This is a genomic window from Aeromicrobium sp. Root472D3, from assembly GCF_001426485.1.
Lineage (GTDB): Bacteria > Actinomycetota > Actinomycetes > Propionibacteriales > Nocardioidaceae > Aeromicrobium.
On record NZ_LMET01000001.1, the window covers coordinates 1,628,612 to 1,645,787 of the forward strand.

The window sequence follows — 17,176 nt, forward strand, 5'->3', positions numbered from 1 at the left end:
CTGACCAGCACGACCCGGTCGGCACTGGCGAGCAGGGCGGGGCTGGACGTGATGACGACGGTCGACAGCGTCGAGCCGGCACCGTGGCGCAGCGCGCGGATGCCCTCGGCGATGCGCTGCTCGGTCATGGCGTCGACCGCGCTGGTCGGCTCGGCCAGGACGAGCAGGGGTGCTCGCGTCGCGAGGGCGCGGGCCAGCGCGAGTCGCTGGCGCTGCCCGCCCGACAGGGTCGTGCCGCCGGCCGTGACGGGCTGCTCCAGGCCGTCGGGGTGCAGGTCGACGACGTCGCTCGCGGCGGAGGCGTCGAGCACCCCCGCGAAGTCGGCGGCGTCGAGCTCGCCGTCGGGGTCGACCGTCGCGCGCAGCGTCCCCTCGAACAGGTCGACGTGGTGCTGGCTCACCACGACCCGCGAGCGCAGCGCGTCGATCGTGAGGTCGTCCACGGGGTGGCCGCCGAGCGTCACGGTCCCCGACCGGTCGTCGGGTCGCACCTCGCCGCGGACGAGGCGCACGAGGGCCTCGCCGCTCGCGGGGTCGTCGACGACGACGCCCACGAGCTCGCCGGCGCGCGTGTCGAGGTCCAGCTCGCGCAGCGGGCCGGTCGAGACGGCCACGAGCGAGAGGTCGGCGTGCTCGTCGGGCAGCTCGGTGTCGCCCGACGTCGCGAGCGGGGGCGTGGCCAGGAAGTCGACGACCCGCCGCGCCGACGCGAACGAGCGGGCGGCCTGCGCGCTGGTCTGGCCGAGCCCGGCGATCGGCTCGGCGAGGAACTGCGTCAGCCCGACGACCGCGACGAGCTCGCCGATCGTGATGTCGCCGTCGAGCGCCCGGGTGCCGGCGAGGTACGCGACGAGCGCGAGGAACAGGCCGCTGAGCGTCGCGGTCAGCCCGTACATGGAGCCCGTCGACCGTGCCGTGCGGATGCTGGCGTCGCGCGCGACGGCGCTGTGACCGCGGTAGCGGGACGTCGCGACGTCCTCGGCCCCGATGCCCTTCAGGGGACGCAGCCCCTTCACGAGGTCCGTCGCGATGCCGGTGGCACGGGCGATGCCGGCCTGCTGGTCGCTCGTGTCGCGCGCGATGAGGGGGGTCACGACCTGGATCGCGACGAGCACGAGCGGCACGCCGACCAGCACCACGAGCCCCAGCACGAGGTCGATGCCGAACAGCACGACGGCGCTCGCGACGACGCCGACGAGTCCCGCGAGCGTGTAGCCGACGTGCCAGAGGAACTCGCCGATCGTCTCGGCGTCGGACGTCGCGAGCGACAGCGTCTCGCCCGGGAGCAGGCCCGTGCGCGCGCCCTCCGCGCCGAGCACGTGCTGGCTGATCTCGACTCGCAGCTGGTGGATCTCGAGCTGCAGCGCGCCGACCCCGAGGCGGGCCCCGAAGCGGTACGAGTAGCTGAGCACGACGAACAGCGCGACCAGCACACCTCCCCAGAGCGCGATCTCGGCGACCTCGCCCGTCGCGACGGCGCGGTCGATCGTGACGCCGATGACGATCGGCACGAGGGCCTCGCACAGCAGCCACGAGGTGATGAGGGCGTAGCAGCCGGCGAGTCGCGCCCGGTGACGTCGGATGCCGCGCCACATCAGGCCCGCGGGCGACGTCGGTGGAGCGAGGACGTCGGGGGGCACCTGGTGAGGGTACCCTCACCGACCGTCGTCGTCGGGTGGCAGGGCCAGCGCGAAGCCCCACAGGTGCACGTCGGGCACGGGCGACCAGTCGAGGTCCGGACGCCGCACGAAGCCCATCGAGAGGTAGAGGCGGTGCGCCGTCGCCATCTCGGTCAGCGAGCACAGGAGCACCTCGGTCAGGCCCGCCCGGCGCGCTCTCTCGAGGCACGCCTCGACCAGCGCGCGGCCCGTGCCGCGACCCCTCGCGCCGGGGTCGACCGACAGCGTCCTGAGCTCGCCCTGGTGCGGCTGCCTCGCGAGCTCCGCGAACGCCGAGCCGTAGGGGCACCACGTGACGGTGCCGACCAGCCGGTCACCGTCGACCGCCACCAGCACCTCGCTGTCGGCGGCGCGCGCCGCGACGTCTCCGATGACGGCGGCGTACCGGTCGTCGTACGTCCCGTCGGGCCGGACGAGATGACCGTCCGCGTCGTAGCCGGCGACCGTCAGCGCGCCGACGGCCCGGTGCTCGTCGGCGCGCGCGACGCGGACCAGCAGGTCAGATGCCGGTCGTGGCACGGGGGTACGCCGCGTCGACGTCGGTCATGACGTTGACGAGGTACGGGATGCCCGAGGCGAACGCGCGGTCGATGGCCGGCCCGATCTCGCGGGGGTCGGTCACCATCTCGCCACCGCCGCCGAGCGCCGTCACGACCTGGTCGTAGCGGGTCTGGGGCGCGAGGTCGGCCGCGACGTCGTAGCCGTAGATCCACTGCATCGGCCCCTTCTCGAGGCCCCACGCCGAGTTGTTGCCGACGACCATGACGACCGGCAGGTCGTGCCGCACGAGCGTGTCGACGTCCATCAGCGACATGCCGGCCGCGCCGTCGCCGTACAGCAGCACGACCTGGCTCGACGGACGGGCGATGCGGGCCGCCATCGCCGCGCCCATGCCCGCGCCGAGGCATCCGTAGGGTCCGGGGTCGAGCCAGCCCCCGGGGCGCTGGGGCTCGACGAACTTGCCCGCGAACGACACGAAGTCGCCGCCGTCGCCGATCACGACGGCGTCGTCGGCCAGGCGGGGCAGCAGCTCGCCGTAGATGCGGGCGGGGTGGATCGGGTCGGCCTCGGCCGTCAGCAGCTCGGTGTCGCGGGCCGTCGCGGCGGCGACCTCGGTCTGCAGGGTCGAGAGCCACGGCGTCCAGTCGGGGCGGCGTCCGTGGGCGGCCGGCGCCGTGAGCGCGTCGAACAGTCCCGTGAAGAACAGGCTGAGGTCGCCGTGCGCCGTCGCCGCGGTGTCGGCGTGCGACGACACCTGCCCGGCGGAGTCGGCGACGTGCACGGTGCGCGCCGGGGTCGCGCCCTCCTTGCCGCCGAAGACGCCGTAGCCGAGCCGGAAGTCCAGCGGTGTGCCGACGACGATCACGAGGTCGGCGCGGTTGAACGCCGTCGAGCGGGCCTTCGTGACGAGCTGCGGGTGTCCGCCGGGCACGATGCCGCGCCCCATGCCGTTGGAGATGACCGGCACGCCGGTCTCCTGCACGAACTGCAGGGCCGCGACCTCGGCACGATCGGCCCACACGTCGGTGCCGAGCACCAGCACGGGGCGCTCGGACGTCCGCAGCAGCTCGGCGATCGCGCGCAGCGCGTCGGGGTCGGGCTGGACGGGTGCGGTCGTGTTGCCCTGCGACGGGCTGCCGGCCGGTGCGCTGTTGAAGAACTCGTCCATCGGCACGTCGACGAAGGCGGGCCCGCGGTGCGACGACCCGGCCAGGGTGAAGGCCTCGTCCATCGTCGGGGCGATGTCGGCGACGGTGTGCGCCGTGGTCGACGACTTCGAGATCGACGAGAAGATCGGCGGGTGGTCGAGCTCCTGCAGGCTGCCGGTGCCCCAGCGGTTGTTGGGCGCGCGTCCACCGACGACGACCAGCGGCGAGCCCGAGAAGCTGGCCTGCGCGACGGCGCTGACGCCGTTGGTGACGCCGGGTCCGGCGGTCAGCACCGCGAGGCCGGGCGTGCGGGTGAGCTTGCCGATCGCCTCGGCCGCGAACACCGCGGTGGGCTCGTGCCGGACGTCGACGATCGGCATCGCGGGCTCGGTCTTCACGGCGGCGTCGTACATCGGGAACACGTGGGCACCCGACAGCGTGAACAGCGTCGAGACGCCGTGGGCGCGGGCGACGTCGAGGGCGAGGATTCCGCCGTGCTGCGGGTCGTCGGTGGTCGGCTGGGCCTGTCCGGCCTGATCGGTCGTCATGTGACGCACGTTACTGGATGGGTGGATCGGGGTCAGGCGAGCGGACGGGCCCGGGTCGTGGGCCGGTACAGCCACGGCTGCTCGGCGCGGATCTGGTCGAGCACCGCGAGGATCAGGTCGGCGCGGTGGGCGGGCTGCTCGGCGAACAGCTCGGCGTCGGCCCGCAGGTCGTCGCGCCCCTGCACCCCCAGGGCCAGCTGCAGGTGCAGCGCCCGCAGGAACGACGACGCGTTGCGGACGCCGGGCGAGGGCCACTCGGCCTCGAGGTGCCCGCGGGTCTGCGGCGGCTTGATGCCGTGGCCGAGCCGGACGAGCCACGGCTCGACGATGACGGGGTCGAGCTCGTTGCGGTGCAGCAGCGTCATGACGGCGTAGGCCAGGCGGTCGTCCTCGCCGTGCCGCCAGATGTAGGCCGTCGGCGTCAGCACGCGGTCGGCGATGACGTCGAGCAGCACCGTCAGCTCGAGCCGGCCGAAGTGGCGCGACCGGGCGAGGGCGGCCAGCAGGTCGGCGCCGTGCGCGATCGCGTTGGCCCACCCCTGCTCGGGGATCCACCCGCGGTGGTCCTGCTCGCGGACGTACCAGGCCGTGGCCCGGTCGCCCCAGTCGAGCACCGACGCCGACGACATCAGGTGCTCGTTGTTGTCGCGGCCGATGATCTCGGCCAGCATCAGCGCGCTGTAGGAGCGACGCATCACCGACACGTCACCGTCGTGGCCGAGTCCGTGGCGCAGGCCCGGTGCGATGCCGTCGCCGAGACCCGCCAGCAGCTGGTCGTAGACGCCCCGCGTGATCCACGTCGTCAGCAGCGGGTAGGCGAGGTCCTCGCGCGTGCGCGGGTTCGGGTGACCGAGCATCTCGACCAGCTCGACGGTGCACTCGTCGAGCCCGCGGTCCGCGGGCACGTCCATGCCGCTCTGCATCACGGACTGCCAGTACGCCTCCGACATGCCGTCATCGTGTCACGGGCGGCCACGTGACCGGGCCCCCACTACGCTGCTCGGGTGCCCTCGCTGGACGACATCGCGCAGTTCCAGACGTCGCTGACCACCGCCGACGTCGCGTGGCTGCACGCGCTGGTGTCGGACTGGCAGATCATCGCCGACCTGTCGTTCTCCGACCTCGTGCTGTGGGTGCCCGACGGCGAGGCCAAGGGCATGTGGGCCGGCGCGCAGATCCGTCCGACCACCGGCCCCACGACGCTGCTCGAGGACGTCGCCGGCACCTTCGTGCCGACGCGGGGCGAGCACCCCCTCGAGGTCGCGATGACGACCGGCCGGCACGTGACGGGGCACGTCGAGCAGCAGCACGACGGCACGCGCATCCTGATCGAGGCGATCCCCGTGCGCAGGGCGTCGCGGACGATCGGCGTCGTCGCACGGCGCAGCGGCGAGGCCGGCCTGCGCACCGCCAGCACGCTCGAGAACGCGTACCTCGAGGCCGCCGGCGAGCTGGGCGAGATGATCCGGCGCGGCGAGTTCCCGACGCCGGGATCGCGCTCCGACCTCGCCGACTCCCTGCGGGTCGGCGACGGCTTCATCCGCACCGACGCCCGCGGGCTGGTGCGCTACGCGAGCCCCAACGCGATGTCGGCCTATCGCCGCCTCGGGCTGGTCGGCGACCTGGTCGGCACGCAGCTGGGCGACGTCACGACGGGCCTGGTGGGCCGCCGGCCCACCGATCGCGGGGCACGGGGCGTCCTGAGCGGTCGCGAGGGGTCGGAGGCCGAGATCGAGAACGGCACGGCCTCGCTGCTGGTGCGCACGATCCCGTTGAGGTCGACCGGCCAGCGCAGCGGCTCGCTGATCCTGCTGCGCGACGTCACCGAGCTGCGGCTGCGCGAGCGCGAGCTGGTCTCGAAGGACGCCACGATCCGCGAGATCCACCACCGGGTCAAGAACAACCTGCAGACCGTCGCGGCGCTGCTGCGCCTGCAGGGCCGCCGCACCGAGAATCCCGAGGCGCGCGCCGCGCTCGAGGAGGCCGTGCGACGGGTCGGCTCGATCGCCCTGGTGCACGAGACGCTGAGCCAGTCGTTCACCGACTTCGTCGAGTTCGACGAGATCGCCGACCGCCTGCTGCACACCGTGCTCGACGTGTCGCAGGGGCCCGCGGGCGCCAACGCGATCAGGCCCGAGCGGTTCGGCAGCTTCGGGCAGCTGCCGGGCGAGATCGCCACGCCGCTGTCGATGGTGCTGACCGAGCTCATCCAGAACGCGTCGGCCCACGCCTACGGCGAGGCGGGCGGCACCCTGACGCTCGCGGTCAACCGCATCCGCGACAAGATCCGGCTGCGGGTCAGCGACGACGGGGCGGGCCTGCCCGACGACTTCGACGCGTCCGGCAGCCTGGGGCTGTCGATCGTCACGACGCTGGTCGAGGGCGAGCTCGGCGGATCGCTCGCGTTCGAGCAGCGGGTCGGCGGCGGGACGACCGTCGCGATCACGCTGACGGTCTGAGCGCCCGGGGCGGTTCCCGCGGCGGGACACAAAGAACCCCGCGGCCGTCAGGCCACGGGGTTCACCGATACGTGCGTTCGCTCAGGCAGTACGAATACGTGCCCGTGCATTGCGACGCTTCAGCGTACGACGTTCGTCTTCGCTCAAGCCTCCCCACACACCGTGGTCCTGTCCGGACTCGAGTGCCCACTGGAGGCACTGCTCGCGGACATCACAGCGGCGGCATACGACCTTGGCCTCTTCGATCTGCAAGATGGCGGGACCCGTGTTGCCGATGGGGAAGAAGAGCTCAGGATCCTCATCGAGGCATGCCGACTTGTGGCGCCAATCCATGGGGACACTCCTTCCCGTTCGGTGTTGCGCCCGTGAGAGATCTGTTTGACCTGCTCAGCGGGCATTGGGTCCCATGGTTTCAACATTCCGGGGCGTTTACAAGGGCAACGACACGCCGCGAATTGTCGGATGAGTCACATGGTGCCTACGCTGGCGCCGTGACGTCTCCCGGACGGCCGTCGGGAACGGCCAGAACCCTGCTCCTGATCGCGTCGGCGATCGTGCTGGCGGAGGCCTCGGTCTTCGCCGTCCTCGCAGCGCTCGAGCTGTTCAGCGTGTCGTCCGACCGCATCGGGCTGGGCGTCGGCGCGACGATCTTCCTGCTCGTCGTGGCGGCCGGTCTGGCCTGGGCCGCGACCCGTGTCGTGGTGGGGGAGTCGTGGGCCCGCAGCCCCCTGGTCTTCGCGCAGCTCATCGTGCTGGGGCTGGCCTACAACTTCCGGGGCGATCCGGCATGGCTGTCGCCGGCGATGGCGGTCCCGGCCGTCGTGGCGCTGGCGTGCCTGCTGGCCCCGCCCGTCACACAGGCGTTCGCCGACGACCACGTCGTGTGAGCCCGCGCCCCGTGTGACACGATGACGGGGCGGGCACAACCCGCCCCCTCCCGCCCCGGCGGTTCGAAGCAGCCGCGGTTCGACACCGCACCGGCGACCTGATCGGTCCCGTCAGCTCTTCCCGTCAGCCAGGTCCCGTCGTCCCGACGGATGATTCCCGAGGAAGCACCCCCATGGTCGCCACCGACATCGACGTCCGTTCCGACGTCCCCGATCCCGAGGACCCCGTCTTCGCGCTGCACCGCAACGGCAAGATGAGCATCGCCGCCTCCGTGCCGATCCGCGACGCGCACGACCTCTCGCTCGCCTACACGCCCGGCGTCGCCCGCGTGTGCGAGGCCATCGCGGCCGATCCCGAGACCGCCCACGACTACACGTGGGTCTCCAACACCGTCGCGGTCGTCACGGACGGCACCGCGGTGCTGGGCCTCGGCGACATCGGCCCCGCGGCGTCGATGCCCGTCATGGAGGGCAAGGCGATCCTGTTCAAGCAGTTCGGCGGCGTCGACGCGATCCCGATCGCGCTCGACACGACCGACGTCGACGAGATCGTCGAGACCGTCGTGCGGCTCGCGCCGTCGTTCGGCGGCATCAACCTCGAGGACATCTCGAGCCCCCGCTGCTTCGAGATCGAGCGCCGGCTCGTCGAGCGCCTCGACATCCCCGTCTTCCACGACGACCAGCACGGCACCGCCGTCGTGACGCTCGCCGCGCTGATCAACTCGGCGCGCCTGACCGATCGCGACCTCGAGGACCTCAAGGTCGTCATCTCGGGCGCAGGTGCCGCCGGCGTCGCGATCATGAAGATCCTGCAGTCGGCGGGCGTGCGCAAGATCGCCGTCGTCGACCGGGCCGGCGTGATCCACCCGGGTCGCGACGACCTCAACGAGGTCAAGGGCTGGCTCGCCGAGCAGACCGCCGGCTGGGCCCGACCGGGCTCGATCGCCGACGCCCTCGACGGTGCCGACGTGTTCGTCGGCGTCTCGGGCGGCACGGTGCCCGAGGAGGCCGTCGCCCGCATGGCGCCGGACGCCATCGTCTTCGCGATGGCCAACCCCCACCCCGAGGTGCACCCGGACGTCGCGCACCGGTACGCGCGGGTCGTGGCGACGGGCCGCTCCGACTTCCCGAACCAGATCAACAACGTCCTGGTCTTCCCGGGCATCTTCCGCGGCGCGCTCGACGTCCGGGCGACCCGCATCTCCGAGGGCATGAAGATCGCCGCGGCGACCGCGATCGCCGACCTCGTCGGCGACGACCTCTCCGAGACGTACGTCATCCCGTCGCCGTTCGACCCCCGTGTCGCCACGGCCGTCTCGCGGGCCGTCACCGACACCGCCCGCCGCGAGGGCCTCGCCCGCCGTCCGTACTGAGCCCACCCCGTCCGATCACCTCGAGGAGCCACGATGTTCGCCGTCTACGCCGGTCAGATCACCCCTAGCGACCCGCTGTCCGGACTGGTCGTGGGCGAGCGCCCCGAGCCCGAGGTCCCCGACGGGTGGACCACCGTGACGGTCAAGGCCGCCTCGATCAACCACCACGACGTGTGGAGCCTGCGCGGGGTCGGCCTGTCCGAGAAGGCGCTGCCGATGATCCTCGGCTGCGACGCCGCGGGCTACGACGAGGACGGCAACGAGGTGCTCGTGCACGCCGTCATCAGCGATCCGTCGTGGCGGGGCGACGAGACGCTCGACCCCCGGCGGTCGCTGCTGTCGGAGCGGCACCAGGGCACGTTCGCCGAGAAGGTCGCGGTGCCGACCCGCAACGTCGTCCCCAAGCCCGAGGGCCTGTCGTTCGCCGAGGCGGCCTGCCTGCCGACCGCATGGCTCACGGCCTACCGCATGCTGTTCACGCAGTCGGGTCTCAAGCAGGGCGACACGGTGCTCGTGCAGGGGGCCGGCGGTGGCGTCGCGACGGCCGCTATCACGCTGGCCCGCGCCGCCGGGTTCCGCGTCTACGCGACGAGCCGCGACGAGGACAAGCGGGCGCGGGCCGTCGAGATCGGTGCCCACGAGGCCTTCGAGTCGGGCGCCCGGCTGCCGTCGAAGGTCGACGCCGTGATGGAGACCGTCGGAGCGGCGACGTGGTCGCACTCGGTCAAGTCGATGCGACCCGGCGGCACGATCGTCATCTCGGGCGCGACGTCGGGCGACGCGCCGTCGCACGCCGAGCTGACCCGCATCTTCTTCCAGCAGATGCGGGTGCACGGCTCCACGATGGGCACCCGCGACGAGCTGCACGCGCTCGCGCAGTTCATGGACGTCACGGGCACCCGGCCGCTGATCGACCGCGAGATCCCGATGGCCGAGGCGGCCTCGGGCCTGCAGAGCGTCATCGACGGCAGCGTCTTCGGCAAGATCGTCCTGACCCTGTGATGGACTGAAGCTCACCCAGCCCAGAAGTGCGGAGAAGCGGACGCTTCTGCCGTCCCCGAAAGGTCCTGTTCTCCGCAGATCTGGGCTGGGGCGGGTCAGGGCAGCTGGTCGTCCGGGAACGGCTGCGCCATCTGCAGGATCATGCTCGCGGGGTAGGTGCGTCCCTGGTGCGCCGTCTGCAGGTGGGCGTCGACCGCGGTGACGAGGTCGTCGTCGGTCCGACCCACCAGCTGCTCGCCGCACGGGCACATCAACATCTTGGCCATGCGGGGAGCCTACTCGTCCTCGTCGTCGAGACGGGCCAGCCAGGTGGCCAGCCGCTCGACCGGGATCTCGAAGTCGGGGTTGAGGTCGACGAACGTGCTCAGCTGCTCGGCGAGCCAGGCGAAGGTGACCTCTTCGTCACCCCGCCTGGCCTGCAGCTCCTCGATGCCGCGATCCGTGAAGTACATGAGCGTCCAGGACTCAGGCGAAGGCCTGGGCCATGAGCTCGGCCTGCTCCTCGACGTGGCGGCTGTGCGAGCCCACCGACGGCGCGGAGGACTCCGGGCGCGACACGCGCACCAGCGGGACGCCGTCGAACTCGCCGCTGAAGTGCAGCGCGACGTGCGGCCACGGGCCCTGGTTGGCCGGCTCGTCCTGCACCCAGCGCACCTCGCGGGCGTTGGTGAACCGGGCGACCTCGGCGTTGAGCTCGTCCACGGGACGCGGGTAGATCTGCTCCAGGCGCACGATCGCGGTGCGGTATCCGTCGGCCTCGCGCTTGTCGCGCTCGGCCATCAGGTCCCACGTGACGCGACCCGAGCACACCAGCACCCGGTCGACCGCGGACGGGTCGGCCGCCCCGTCGCCGAAGGCGGCGTCGCCGATGACCGGACGGAACGAGCCCGTCGTGAAGTCGTCGGGCTGGGAGGCGGCGGCCTTGCTGCGCAGCATCGACTTCGGGGTGAAGACGATCAGCGGACGGTGCTCGCTCTCGAGCGCCTGACGCCGCAGCAGGTGGAAGTACGACGCGGGGGTCGAGGGCTGCGCGACCGTCATCGCCTCGTCGGCGCACAGCGTCAGGAAGCGCTCGATGCGGGCCGACGAGTGGTCGGGCCCCTGCCCCTCGTAGCCGTGCGGCAGCAGCAGGACGACGCCCGACTTCTGGCCCCACTTGGTCTCGCCCGCCGAGATGTACTCGTCGATGACGGACTGGGCGCCGTTGACGAAGTCGCCGAACTGCGCCTCCCACATCGTGAGCGCCTCGGGCCGCGCGACGGAGTAGCCGTACTCGAAGCCGAGGGCGGCGTACTCGCTGAGCAGCGAGTCGTAGACGTGGAACGAGGCCTGCTCGTCGCCGACGTTGGACAGCGGCGTCCACTCGTCGGCGTTCGTGCGGTCGATGATCGTGGCGAACCGCGACGAGAACGTGCCGCGACGGGTGTCCTGCCCGGAGATGCGCACGGGACGACCGTCGAGCAGCAGCGAGCCCATCGCCAGGATCTCGCCGGTGCCCCAGTCGATGGGGCCGGCCGAGATCGACTGTGCGCGACGCTGGAGCTGCGGCAGCACCTTCGGGTGGACCGTGAAGCCCTCGGGCACGTTGGTGTACGAGTCGGCGATGGCCTTCATCGTCTCGGTCGAGATCGCGGTGACGAGCTCGCCGGCGTGCTCGGGCTTCTCGGGGTAGTCGGGCGTCCGGGTGTAGTCGGGGTCGGACGCGGCCTCCTTGACCTCGGCGAAGTTGCGCTCGAGCTGGGCCTGGTAGTCGGTCAGGGCCGCCTCGGCCTCCTCGAGCGTGATGTCGCCACGACCGACCAGGGCCTCGGTGTAGAGCTTGCGCACCGACTTCTTGGCGTTGATCGTGTCGTACATCAGGGGCTGCGTGAAGCTGGGGTCGTCGCCCTCGTTGTGACCGCGGCGGCGGTAGCAGACCAGGTCGATGACGACGTCCTTGTGGAACGTGCGGCGGTACTCGTAGGCGAGCTGCGCGACGCGGATGCACGCCTCGGGGTCGTCGCCGTTGACGTGGAACACCGGCGCCTGGATCATCCGGGCGACGTCGGTGCAGTACGTCGACGAGCGCGACGACGACGGCGACGTCGTGAAGCCGACCTGGTTGTTGACGATCAGGTGGATCGTGCCGCCCGTGCGGTAGCCGCGCAGCTGCGACAGGTTGAGCGTCTCGGCGACGACTCCCTGACCCGCGAACGCCGCGTCGCCGTGCACGAGGACCGGCAGGACGGGGTAGGCCGCGCCCTGGTTGAGGCGGTCCTGCTTGGCGCGGGCGATGCCCTCCAGGACGGGGTCGACGACCTCGAGGTGCGACGGGTTGGCCGCGATCGAGACCTTCACCCGGTCACCGTTGCCGGACGTGAACTCGCCCTCGACGCCGAGGTGGTACTTGACGTCGCCGGAGCCCTGCACGGTGCGGGGGTCGATGTTGCCCTCGAACTCGCGGAAGACCTGGCTGGGACGCTTGCCGGCGATGTTGACCAGCGCGTTCAGGCGGCCGCGGTGGGCCATGCCGATGCAGACCTCGTCGAGCTTGTCGGCCGCGGCGGCCTCGCAGATCTCGTCGAGGAACGGGATCGTGGTCTCGCCGCCCTCGAGGCTGAAGCGCTTCTGGCCGACGAACTTGGTCTGCAGGAACGTCTCGAAGGCCTCGGCCTGGTTGAGCTTCTGCAGGATGCGCAGCTGCTCCTCGCGCGGCGGCTTGGTGTGCGGGCGCTCGATGCGCTCCTGGAACCACTCGCGCTCGGCGGGCTCCTGGATGTGCATGTACTCCAGGCCGATCGTGCGGGCGTAGGAGTCGCGCAGGATGCCGAGGATCTCGCGCAGCTTCATGAAGCGCTTGTCGCTCTTGAACGAGCCGGTCGCGAACTCGCGGTCGAGGTCCCACAGCGTCAGGCCGTGCGAGGCCGTGTCGAGGTCGGGGTGGCTGCGCGGCGAGTTGTCGAGCGGGTTCGTGTCGGCCATCAGGTGGCCGCGCACGCGGAACGCGTGGATCAGCTCGAGGACGCGCGACTGCTTGTGCACCTCGTCGTCGTGGCTGACCGCGATGTCCTGGGCCCAGCGGATCGGCTCGTAGGGGATCTTCAGCGCGCGGAAGATCTCGTCGTAGAAGCCGTTCTCGCCGAGCAGCAGGGCGTGGACGCGCTTGAGGAACTCGCCGGACTGCGCGCCCTGGATGACCCGGTGGTCGTAGGTCGACGTCAGCGTCATCATCTTGCTGATCGCCATCTGCGCCAGCGTGTGCTCCGACGCGCCCTGGAACTCCGGCGGGTACTCCATCGAGCCGACGCCGATGATGACGCCCTGGCCGGACATGAGCCGCGGCACCGAGTGGTTCGTGCCGATGCCACCGGGGTTCGTGAGGCTGAGCGTCGTGCCCTGGAAGTCGGAGACCTCGAGCTTGCCGTCGCGGGCCTTGCGGACCATCGTCTCGTAGGCGGCCCAGAACTCCGCGAACGTCATGGTCTCGGTGGCCTTGATCGACGGCACCAGCAGCGTGCGCGACCCGTCGGGCTTCTTGAGGTCGATCGCGAGTCCGAAGTTGACGTGCTCGGGGTTGAGCTGGTTGGGCTTGCCCTTCTCGTCGACCTCGTAGCCCGTGTTCATCTCGGGCATGGCCTTGACGGCCTGGACGATCGCGTAGCCGATCAGGTGCGTGAACGAGACCTTGCCGCCGCGGGCGCGTGCGAGGTGGTTGTTGATCACGGTGCGGTTGTCGAACAACAGCTTGACCGGCACCGAGCGGACGCTGGTGGCGGTCGGCACCGTGAGGCTCGCGTCCATGTTGGCGACGGTGCGGGCGGCGGCGCCGCGCAGCACGACCTTCTCGACGTCACCGGGGCCGGCCGGCTTGTCGGCGGCGGCCTTGTCGGCGGCCTTGGCCTTGCCGGACGACGCGGGGGCCGCGGTGGCCTTGGCCTTGGCGGCGGGGCTGCCGTTGGGCGCCGGGGCGGCGGCCTCGGCCGGTGCGGCGGCGGGCGTCGGCTTGACGGGCGCGGGGGAGTCGGGGGCCTTCTCCTCGGGCGGAGCCGCGGTGGCCGGGGTCGTCTTGGGCGCGGGCGGGGTGTCGGACGCGGGCGACGTCGGCGGCGTGACGGCAGCGGCGGCGGGCGCCGTCCCGTTGGTCGACGCGGGGGCGCTCAGGCCGGCGCCGTCACCGGTGGTGAAGAAGGCGACCCAGGTCTCGTCGACCGAGGAGGGGTCCTCCCGGTAGCGGTCGTGCATCTCCTCGACGAGCCACTGGTTCGTGCCGAAATCAGGAGTTGAATGGTCTTGGGAGGACTCGGCCACAGCCTCGATCGCCTCTTCCGATGTGTGTGCTGGCGCGCAGGTGAAAGTGTGCTCACCACACTAACGCGAGGCACCAGCCCGCCGCAGGCAGGTGCGGCCGACGGCTGGGTCACACGGCATCGCATCGGGTCGCCGCGGCCTGCCCGTTCCACGACGTGTGGGATGCTCGCGGCTGACCGCCGACGCCTGCCTGGAGGGACGCCCGTGAAGGTTCCGATCGAGGACTGGCTGGCCGAGGTGCTCGGCCAGTGCGACGGCGACTCCGGCGAGGTCGCCGACTACATCCCCGAGCTGGCGCGCGCCGACCCCGATCGGTTCGGCGCGGCCCTCGGGACCGTCCGCGGACACGTGTACCCCGTCGGGCACACCGAGGTCGAGTTCTCGATCCAGTCGATCTCGAAGCCCTTCACGTACGCGATGGCGCTGGCCGACCGCGGCCTCGAGGCGGTCCACGAGAAGATCGACGTCGAGCCGTCCGGAGACGCGTTCAACGAGATCTCGCTCGAGGCGTCGACGGGGCGTCCGCGCAATCCCATGATCAACGCCGGCGCGATCGCGGCGCACGCCTTGGTCGAGGGCGGGTCGTCGGAGCGGCGCGTCGAGCGCCTGCTCGACTTCTACAGCGATCTCGCGGGGCGCCGGCTGCACGTCGACGAGGACGTCTTCGAGTCCGAGACGGGCAGTGCGCACCGCAACCTCGCGATCGCCCACATGCTGCGCACGGTGGGCGCGATCGACGACGACCCCGTCGACGTCGTCCGCGGCTACACGCGCCAGTGCTCGATCGACGTCACGGTGACCGACCTGGCCCGCATGGCCGCGACGCTGGCCAACGCCGGCGCGGATCCCGTGTCGGGCAGCCGTCACCTCGACCCCGCGGTGTGCCGCCAGGTGCTGTCGGTCATGGCGTCGTGCGGCATGTACGACGCGGCGGGCGACTGGTTCTCGTCGGTCGGCATCCCGGCCAAGAGCGGCGTGTCCGGCGGCATCATCGGCGTGCTGCCGGGCCAGGTCGGCATCGCGGTGTTCTCGCCGCGCCTCGACGAGCACGGCAACAGCGCGCGCGGCGTGCAGCTGTTCGAGCGACTGTCGCGCGACATGGGGCTGCACCTGATGGAGTCGTCGCAGGGCAGCCGGTCGGCCGTCCGGCAGGAGCGGGCGGGGGACGGCGAGCGTCCCAGCGTGTACGAGCTGCAGGGCGACGTCCGCTTCGCCGAGGCCGAGTCGATCCTGCACGCGCTCGCCGAGGAGCCGGAGGGGCCCGGCACGGTCGTGCTCGACCTGACGCGGGTGTACGAGGTCAACGCCGCCGGTCGCCGCATGGTGCTCGAGGCGGCCCGCCGGCTGCACCTCGACGGTCACCCGGTGGCGCTGGTCGACCCCGACGGCGTGCTGCCGGACCGGGACGCCGGGGACGGCCTGACGCTGGTGGCCTACGACGACGTCGACGCGGCCTGCGCGCACGGGTGAGGCCGCCCGGCACGACGACGGGGAGGGCCGCTGCCACGACGTGACGGCGGACCTCCCCGATCGGGTCGGACGGTGTCGGTCAGGCCGACTCGAGCGAGGCGTCGAGCGTGATCTCGGGGACCGACGCGAGCGCCTTGCTCAGCGGGCAGCTGGCCTTGGCGTCCTCGGCCGCGGCCTGGAAGCCCGCCTCGTCGATGCCCTCGACCTCGGCGCGGACGGTCAGGGCGATCTTGTGGATCTTGAAGCCCTTGTCGTCGGCGTCCTCGCCGAGCGTGACCTTGGCGGTCGTCTCGATCGAGACGGGGGTCGCGCCCTTCTGGCCGAGCAGGGCCGCGAGCTGCATCGAGTAGCACGACGAGTGGGCCGCGCCGATCAGCTCCTCGGGGTTCGTGGCGCCGCCGCCGTCCTCGGACGACCGCTTCTTGAACGACATCTCGAAGGTGCCGAGACCCGAGTCGGTCAGCTCGACCTGTCCGGAGCCGTCCTCGAACGTCCCGTCCCAAGCGGTGCGTGCAGTGCGTGTGGGCATGCTGTGAAACCTCTCGTCGATGTGTGTCATCGACGCTACTGGCGCGCGGACATCCCGCAACCGGGTTCTCAGAGGACGGCGTGCGGGTGGACGTCCGAGCGCTGCTGGAACGCGAGGATCGCGGGGTTCTGCACCACGCCGTCGCGGACCTCGATGGCCCGGCGGATCGTCTCGTTGCCGTCCCACGAGTCCGGCCCGGACAGCACCGTGTCGAGGTACGGCAGCAGGGCCTGGCTGATCTCCCACGTCGCCGAGTTCCAGAGGTACGAGGGGCTGTGGTCGACCGCGTAGTACGTGACGTTGTCGCCGACGGTGAACGTCGGGTCGTCGAACGTCGTGGGCCTGGCCCACTCGAAGCCCATGCCCTCGTCGCACGACACGTCGACGACCAGCGCGCCCGACGGCAGCGTCGGCAGGTCGGCGTCCGTGAGGAACGTCATGGGCGAGTTGGGGTCCTGCAGGACGCAGTTGACGATGACGTCGTGCTCGGCCAGCAGGGCCGGCATCGGCACCCACTGCTGGTCCACCAGGGCGCGGCTCTCGGCGGGGGAGTCCGCCGGGTCGAAGTGCACGATGCGCGCCGAGTGGATCGGCGCGCTGACCGCCGCGACGCCGCGCTGCGTGAAGATGTCGACGTCGTGGATGCCGTTGGCGCTCAGGGCCGTGACGGCGCCCCGGGCCGTCGCCCCGAAGCCGATGACGGCGGCGTTGAGCCGCCGACCGTACGTCCCGGTGAGACCCGCGATCTGCAGCGCGTGCAGCACCGATCCGTAGCCCGCGAGCTCGTTGTTCTTGTGGAACACGTGCAGCAGGAAGCTGCCGTCGCCGCTCCAGTGGTTCATGACCTCCCACGCGATCAGGGTCAGTCGGCGGTCGATCGCGGCCTGCGTCAGCGCGTGGTCCTGCACGCAGTGGGGCCAGCCCCAGAGCGTCTGGCCCTCGCGCAGCTCGAGCAGGTCGTCGGCGCTCGGCTTCGTCAGCAGGATCACGTCGCAGCGCTCGATCAGCTCGGCGCGCGACAGCAGCCCGCCCACGAGGGGACGCAGCTCGTCGTCCCCGACGCCGAAGGTCTCGCCGTAGCCCTCCTCGAGGAACACGTGCGGCCGGACGGCGGCGGACAGGCGCTCGAGGTGCCGCGGGTGGATCGGCAGCCGCCGCTCGTTCTCCTTGGCGGTGCGGGCGATGACTCCGAGGTCGAGGCGGTCCATGGGTGGCTCCACGCTGTGGGTGTTTCCGCAGGGAATCCGCTGCTCGGTCACGCCGGTGCGCCTGGTGCACGGCACCGAGACGATC

15 protein-coding genes are annotated in these 17,176 nt (G+C 71.6%); 5 read left to right on the forward strand and 10 right to left on the reverse strand.

Features of this window, described 5'->3' with window-relative positions; translation table 11 throughout:
- From ASD10_RS08015 to ASD10_RS08030, 4 genes are all read right to left on the reverse strand, one after another.
- Positions 1 to 1,640 (reverse strand): ABC transporter ATP-binding protein (locus ASD10_RS08015; protein ID WP_056607120.1); only part of this gene is annotated, 1,640 nt, incomplete at its 3' end.
- 15 nt (positions 1,641 to 1,655) lie between these two features.
- A complete protein-coding gene (locus ASD10_RS08020; RefSeq protein ID WP_056607123.1) occupies positions 1,656 to 2,198 on the reverse strand; it encodes a GNAT family N-acetyltransferase in 543 nt (180 codons plus the stop codon).
- A complete protein-coding gene (locus ASD10_RS08025) occupies positions 2,179 to 3,876 on the reverse strand; it encodes an acetolactate synthase (RefSeq protein WP_056607126.1) in 1,698 nt (565 codons plus the stop codon). The genes ASD10_RS08020 and ASD10_RS08025 overlap by 20 nt, the downstream gene beginning before the upstream one ends.
- 32 nt (positions 3,877 to 3,908) lie before the next feature.
- Positions 3,909 to 4,826 carry a DUF2785 domain-containing protein gene (locus ASD10_RS08030; protein WP_056607129.1) on the reverse strand — a complete coding sequence of 306 codons (918 nt, stop codon included), beginning with the start codon at positions 4,824 to 4,826 and terminating at the stop codon, positions 3,909 to 3,911.
- 54 nt (positions 4,827 to 4,880) lie between these two features.
- Here ASD10_RS08030 and ASD10_RS08035 point away from each other — a divergent pair, with 54 nt between their 5' ends.
- A complete protein-coding gene (locus ASD10_RS08035) occupies positions 4,881 to 6,335 on the forward strand; it encodes a sensor histidine kinase (RefSeq protein WP_056607131.1) in 1,455 nt (484 codons plus the stop codon).
- 81 nt (positions 6,336 to 6,416) lie between these two features.
- Here ASD10_RS08035 and ASD10_RS18335 read toward each other — a convergent pair whose 3' ends face one another.
- On the reverse strand, positions 6,417 to 6,668 hold the full coding sequence (locus tag ASD10_RS18335; RefSeq protein WP_082530375.1) for a WhiB family transcriptional regulator: 252 nt from the start codon (positions 6,666 to 6,668) through the stop codon (positions 6,417 to 6,419).
- Between the two features lie 158 nt (positions 6,669 to 6,826).
- Here ASD10_RS18335 and ASD10_RS08040 point away from each other — a divergent pair, with 158 nt between their 5' ends.
- The 3 genes from ASD10_RS08040 to ASD10_RS08050 all read left to right on the forward strand — a co-directional run bounded on the left by ASD10_RS08040 (position 6,827) and on the right by ASD10_RS08050 (position 9,597).
- Entirely contained in the window at positions 6,827 to 7,222 is a 396-nt protein-coding gene (locus ASD10_RS08040; protein ID WP_056607133.1) for a hypothetical protein, read from the forward strand.
- Between the two features lie 173 nt (positions 7,223 to 7,395).
- Positions 7,396 to 8,595, forward strand: coding sequence for an NADP-dependent malic enzyme (locus tag ASD10_RS08045; protein WP_056607136.1), 1,200 nt, complete (start codon positions 7,396 to 7,398; stop codon positions 8,593 to 8,595).
- Between the two features lie 33 nt (positions 8,596 to 8,628).
- A complete protein-coding gene (locus ASD10_RS08050) occupies positions 8,629 to 9,597 on the forward strand; it encodes a zinc-binding dehydrogenase (protein WP_056607138.1) in 969 nt (322 codons plus the stop codon).
- Positions 9,598 to 9,692: 95 nt separating this feature from the next.
- Here ASD10_RS08050 and ASD10_RS18745 read toward each other — a convergent pair whose 3' ends face one another.
- From ASD10_RS18745 to ASD10_RS08055, 3 genes are read right to left on the reverse strand one after another with little or no spacing between them, the layout of a single operon-like run.
- Positions 9,693 to 9,863, reverse strand: a complete 171-nt coding sequence (locus ASD10_RS18745) for a DUF1059 domain-containing protein (protein ID WP_157432498.1) — start codon at positions 9,861 to 9,863, stop codon at positions 9,693 to 9,695.
- 9 nt (positions 9,864 to 9,872) lie between these two features.
- Positions 9,873 to 10,049 (reverse strand): DUF6104 family protein, encoded by a 177-nt coding sequence (locus ASD10_RS19155; protein ID WP_188111919.1) that lies wholly within the window; start codon positions 10,047 to 10,049, stop codon positions 9,873 to 9,875.
- A gap of 13 nt (positions 10,050 to 10,062) precedes the next feature.
- Entirely contained in the window at positions 10,063 to 13,884 is a 3,822-nt protein-coding gene (locus ASD10_RS08055) for a multifunctional oxoglutarate decarboxylase/oxoglutarate dehydrogenase thiamine pyrophosphate-binding subunit/dihydrolipoyllysine-residue succinyltransferase subunit (protein WP_056607141.1), read from the reverse strand.
- Positions 13,885 to 14,088: 204 nt separating this feature from the next.
- Between ASD10_RS08055 and ASD10_RS08060 the strand changes: the two genes are divergently transcribed.
- Positions 14,089 to 15,354: a glutaminase gene (locus ASD10_RS08060; RefSeq protein WP_056607144.1), complete on the forward strand. Its 1,266-nt coding sequence runs from the start codon at positions 14,089 to 14,091 to the stop codon at positions 15,352 to 15,354.
- A gap of 79 nt (positions 15,355 to 15,433) precedes the next feature.
- Here ASD10_RS08060 and ASD10_RS08065 read toward each other — a convergent pair whose 3' ends face one another.
- Together ASD10_RS08065 and ASD10_RS08070 are read right to left on the reverse strand one after the other, a co-directional pair.
- Positions 15,434 to 15,883, reverse strand: a complete 450-nt coding sequence (locus ASD10_RS08065; RefSeq protein WP_056607147.1) for an OsmC family peroxiredoxin — start codon at positions 15,881 to 15,883, stop codon at positions 15,434 to 15,436.
- 68 nt (positions 15,884 to 15,951) lie between these two features.
- A complete protein-coding gene (locus tag ASD10_RS08070; RefSeq protein ID WP_056607150.1) occupies positions 15,952 to 17,091 on the reverse strand; it encodes a N(5)-(carboxyethyl)ornithine synthase in 1,140 nt (379 codons plus the stop codon).
- Positions 17,092 to 17,176: the final 85 nt, after the last annotated feature.

Bases quoted from the DNA above. Each gene is read 5' to 3' on its own strand.
- ASD10_RS18745 (WP_157432498.1), bottom strand. From the start codon at position 9,863: ATGGCCAAGATGTTGATGTGCCCGTGCGGCGAGCAGCTGGTGGGTCGG.
- ASD10_RS19155 (WP_188111919.1), bottom strand. From the start codon at position 10,049: ATGTACTTCACGGATCGCGGCATCGAGGAGCTGCAGGCCAGGCGGGGT.
- ASD10_RS08030 (WP_056607129.1), bottom strand. From the start codon at position 4,826: ATGTCGGAGGCGTACTGGCAGTCCGTGATGCAGAGCGGCATGGACGTG.
- ASD10_RS08065 (WP_056607147.1), bottom strand. From the start codon at position 15,883: ATGCCCACACGCACTGCACGCACCGCTTGGGACGGGACGTTCGAGGAC.
- ASD10_RS08070 (WP_056607150.1), bottom strand. From the start codon at position 17,091: ATGGACCGCCTCGACCTCGGAGTCATCGCCCGCACCGCCAAGGAGAAC.
- ASD10_RS08025 (WP_056607126.1), bottom strand. From the start codon at position 3,876: ATGACGACCGATCAGGCCGGACAGGCCCAGCCGACCACCGACGACCCG.
- ASD10_RS08045 (WP_056607136.1), top strand. From the start codon at position 7,396: ATGGTCGCCACCGACATCGACGTCCGTTCCGACGTCCCCGATCCCGAG.
- ASD10_RS18335 (WP_082530375.1), bottom strand. From the start codon at position 6,668: ATGGATTGGCGCCACAAGTCGGCATGCCTCGATGAGGATCCTGAGCTC.
- ASD10_RS08050 (WP_056607138.1), top strand. From the start codon at position 8,629: ATGTTCGCCGTCTACGCCGGTCAGATCACCCCTAGCGACCCGCTGTCC.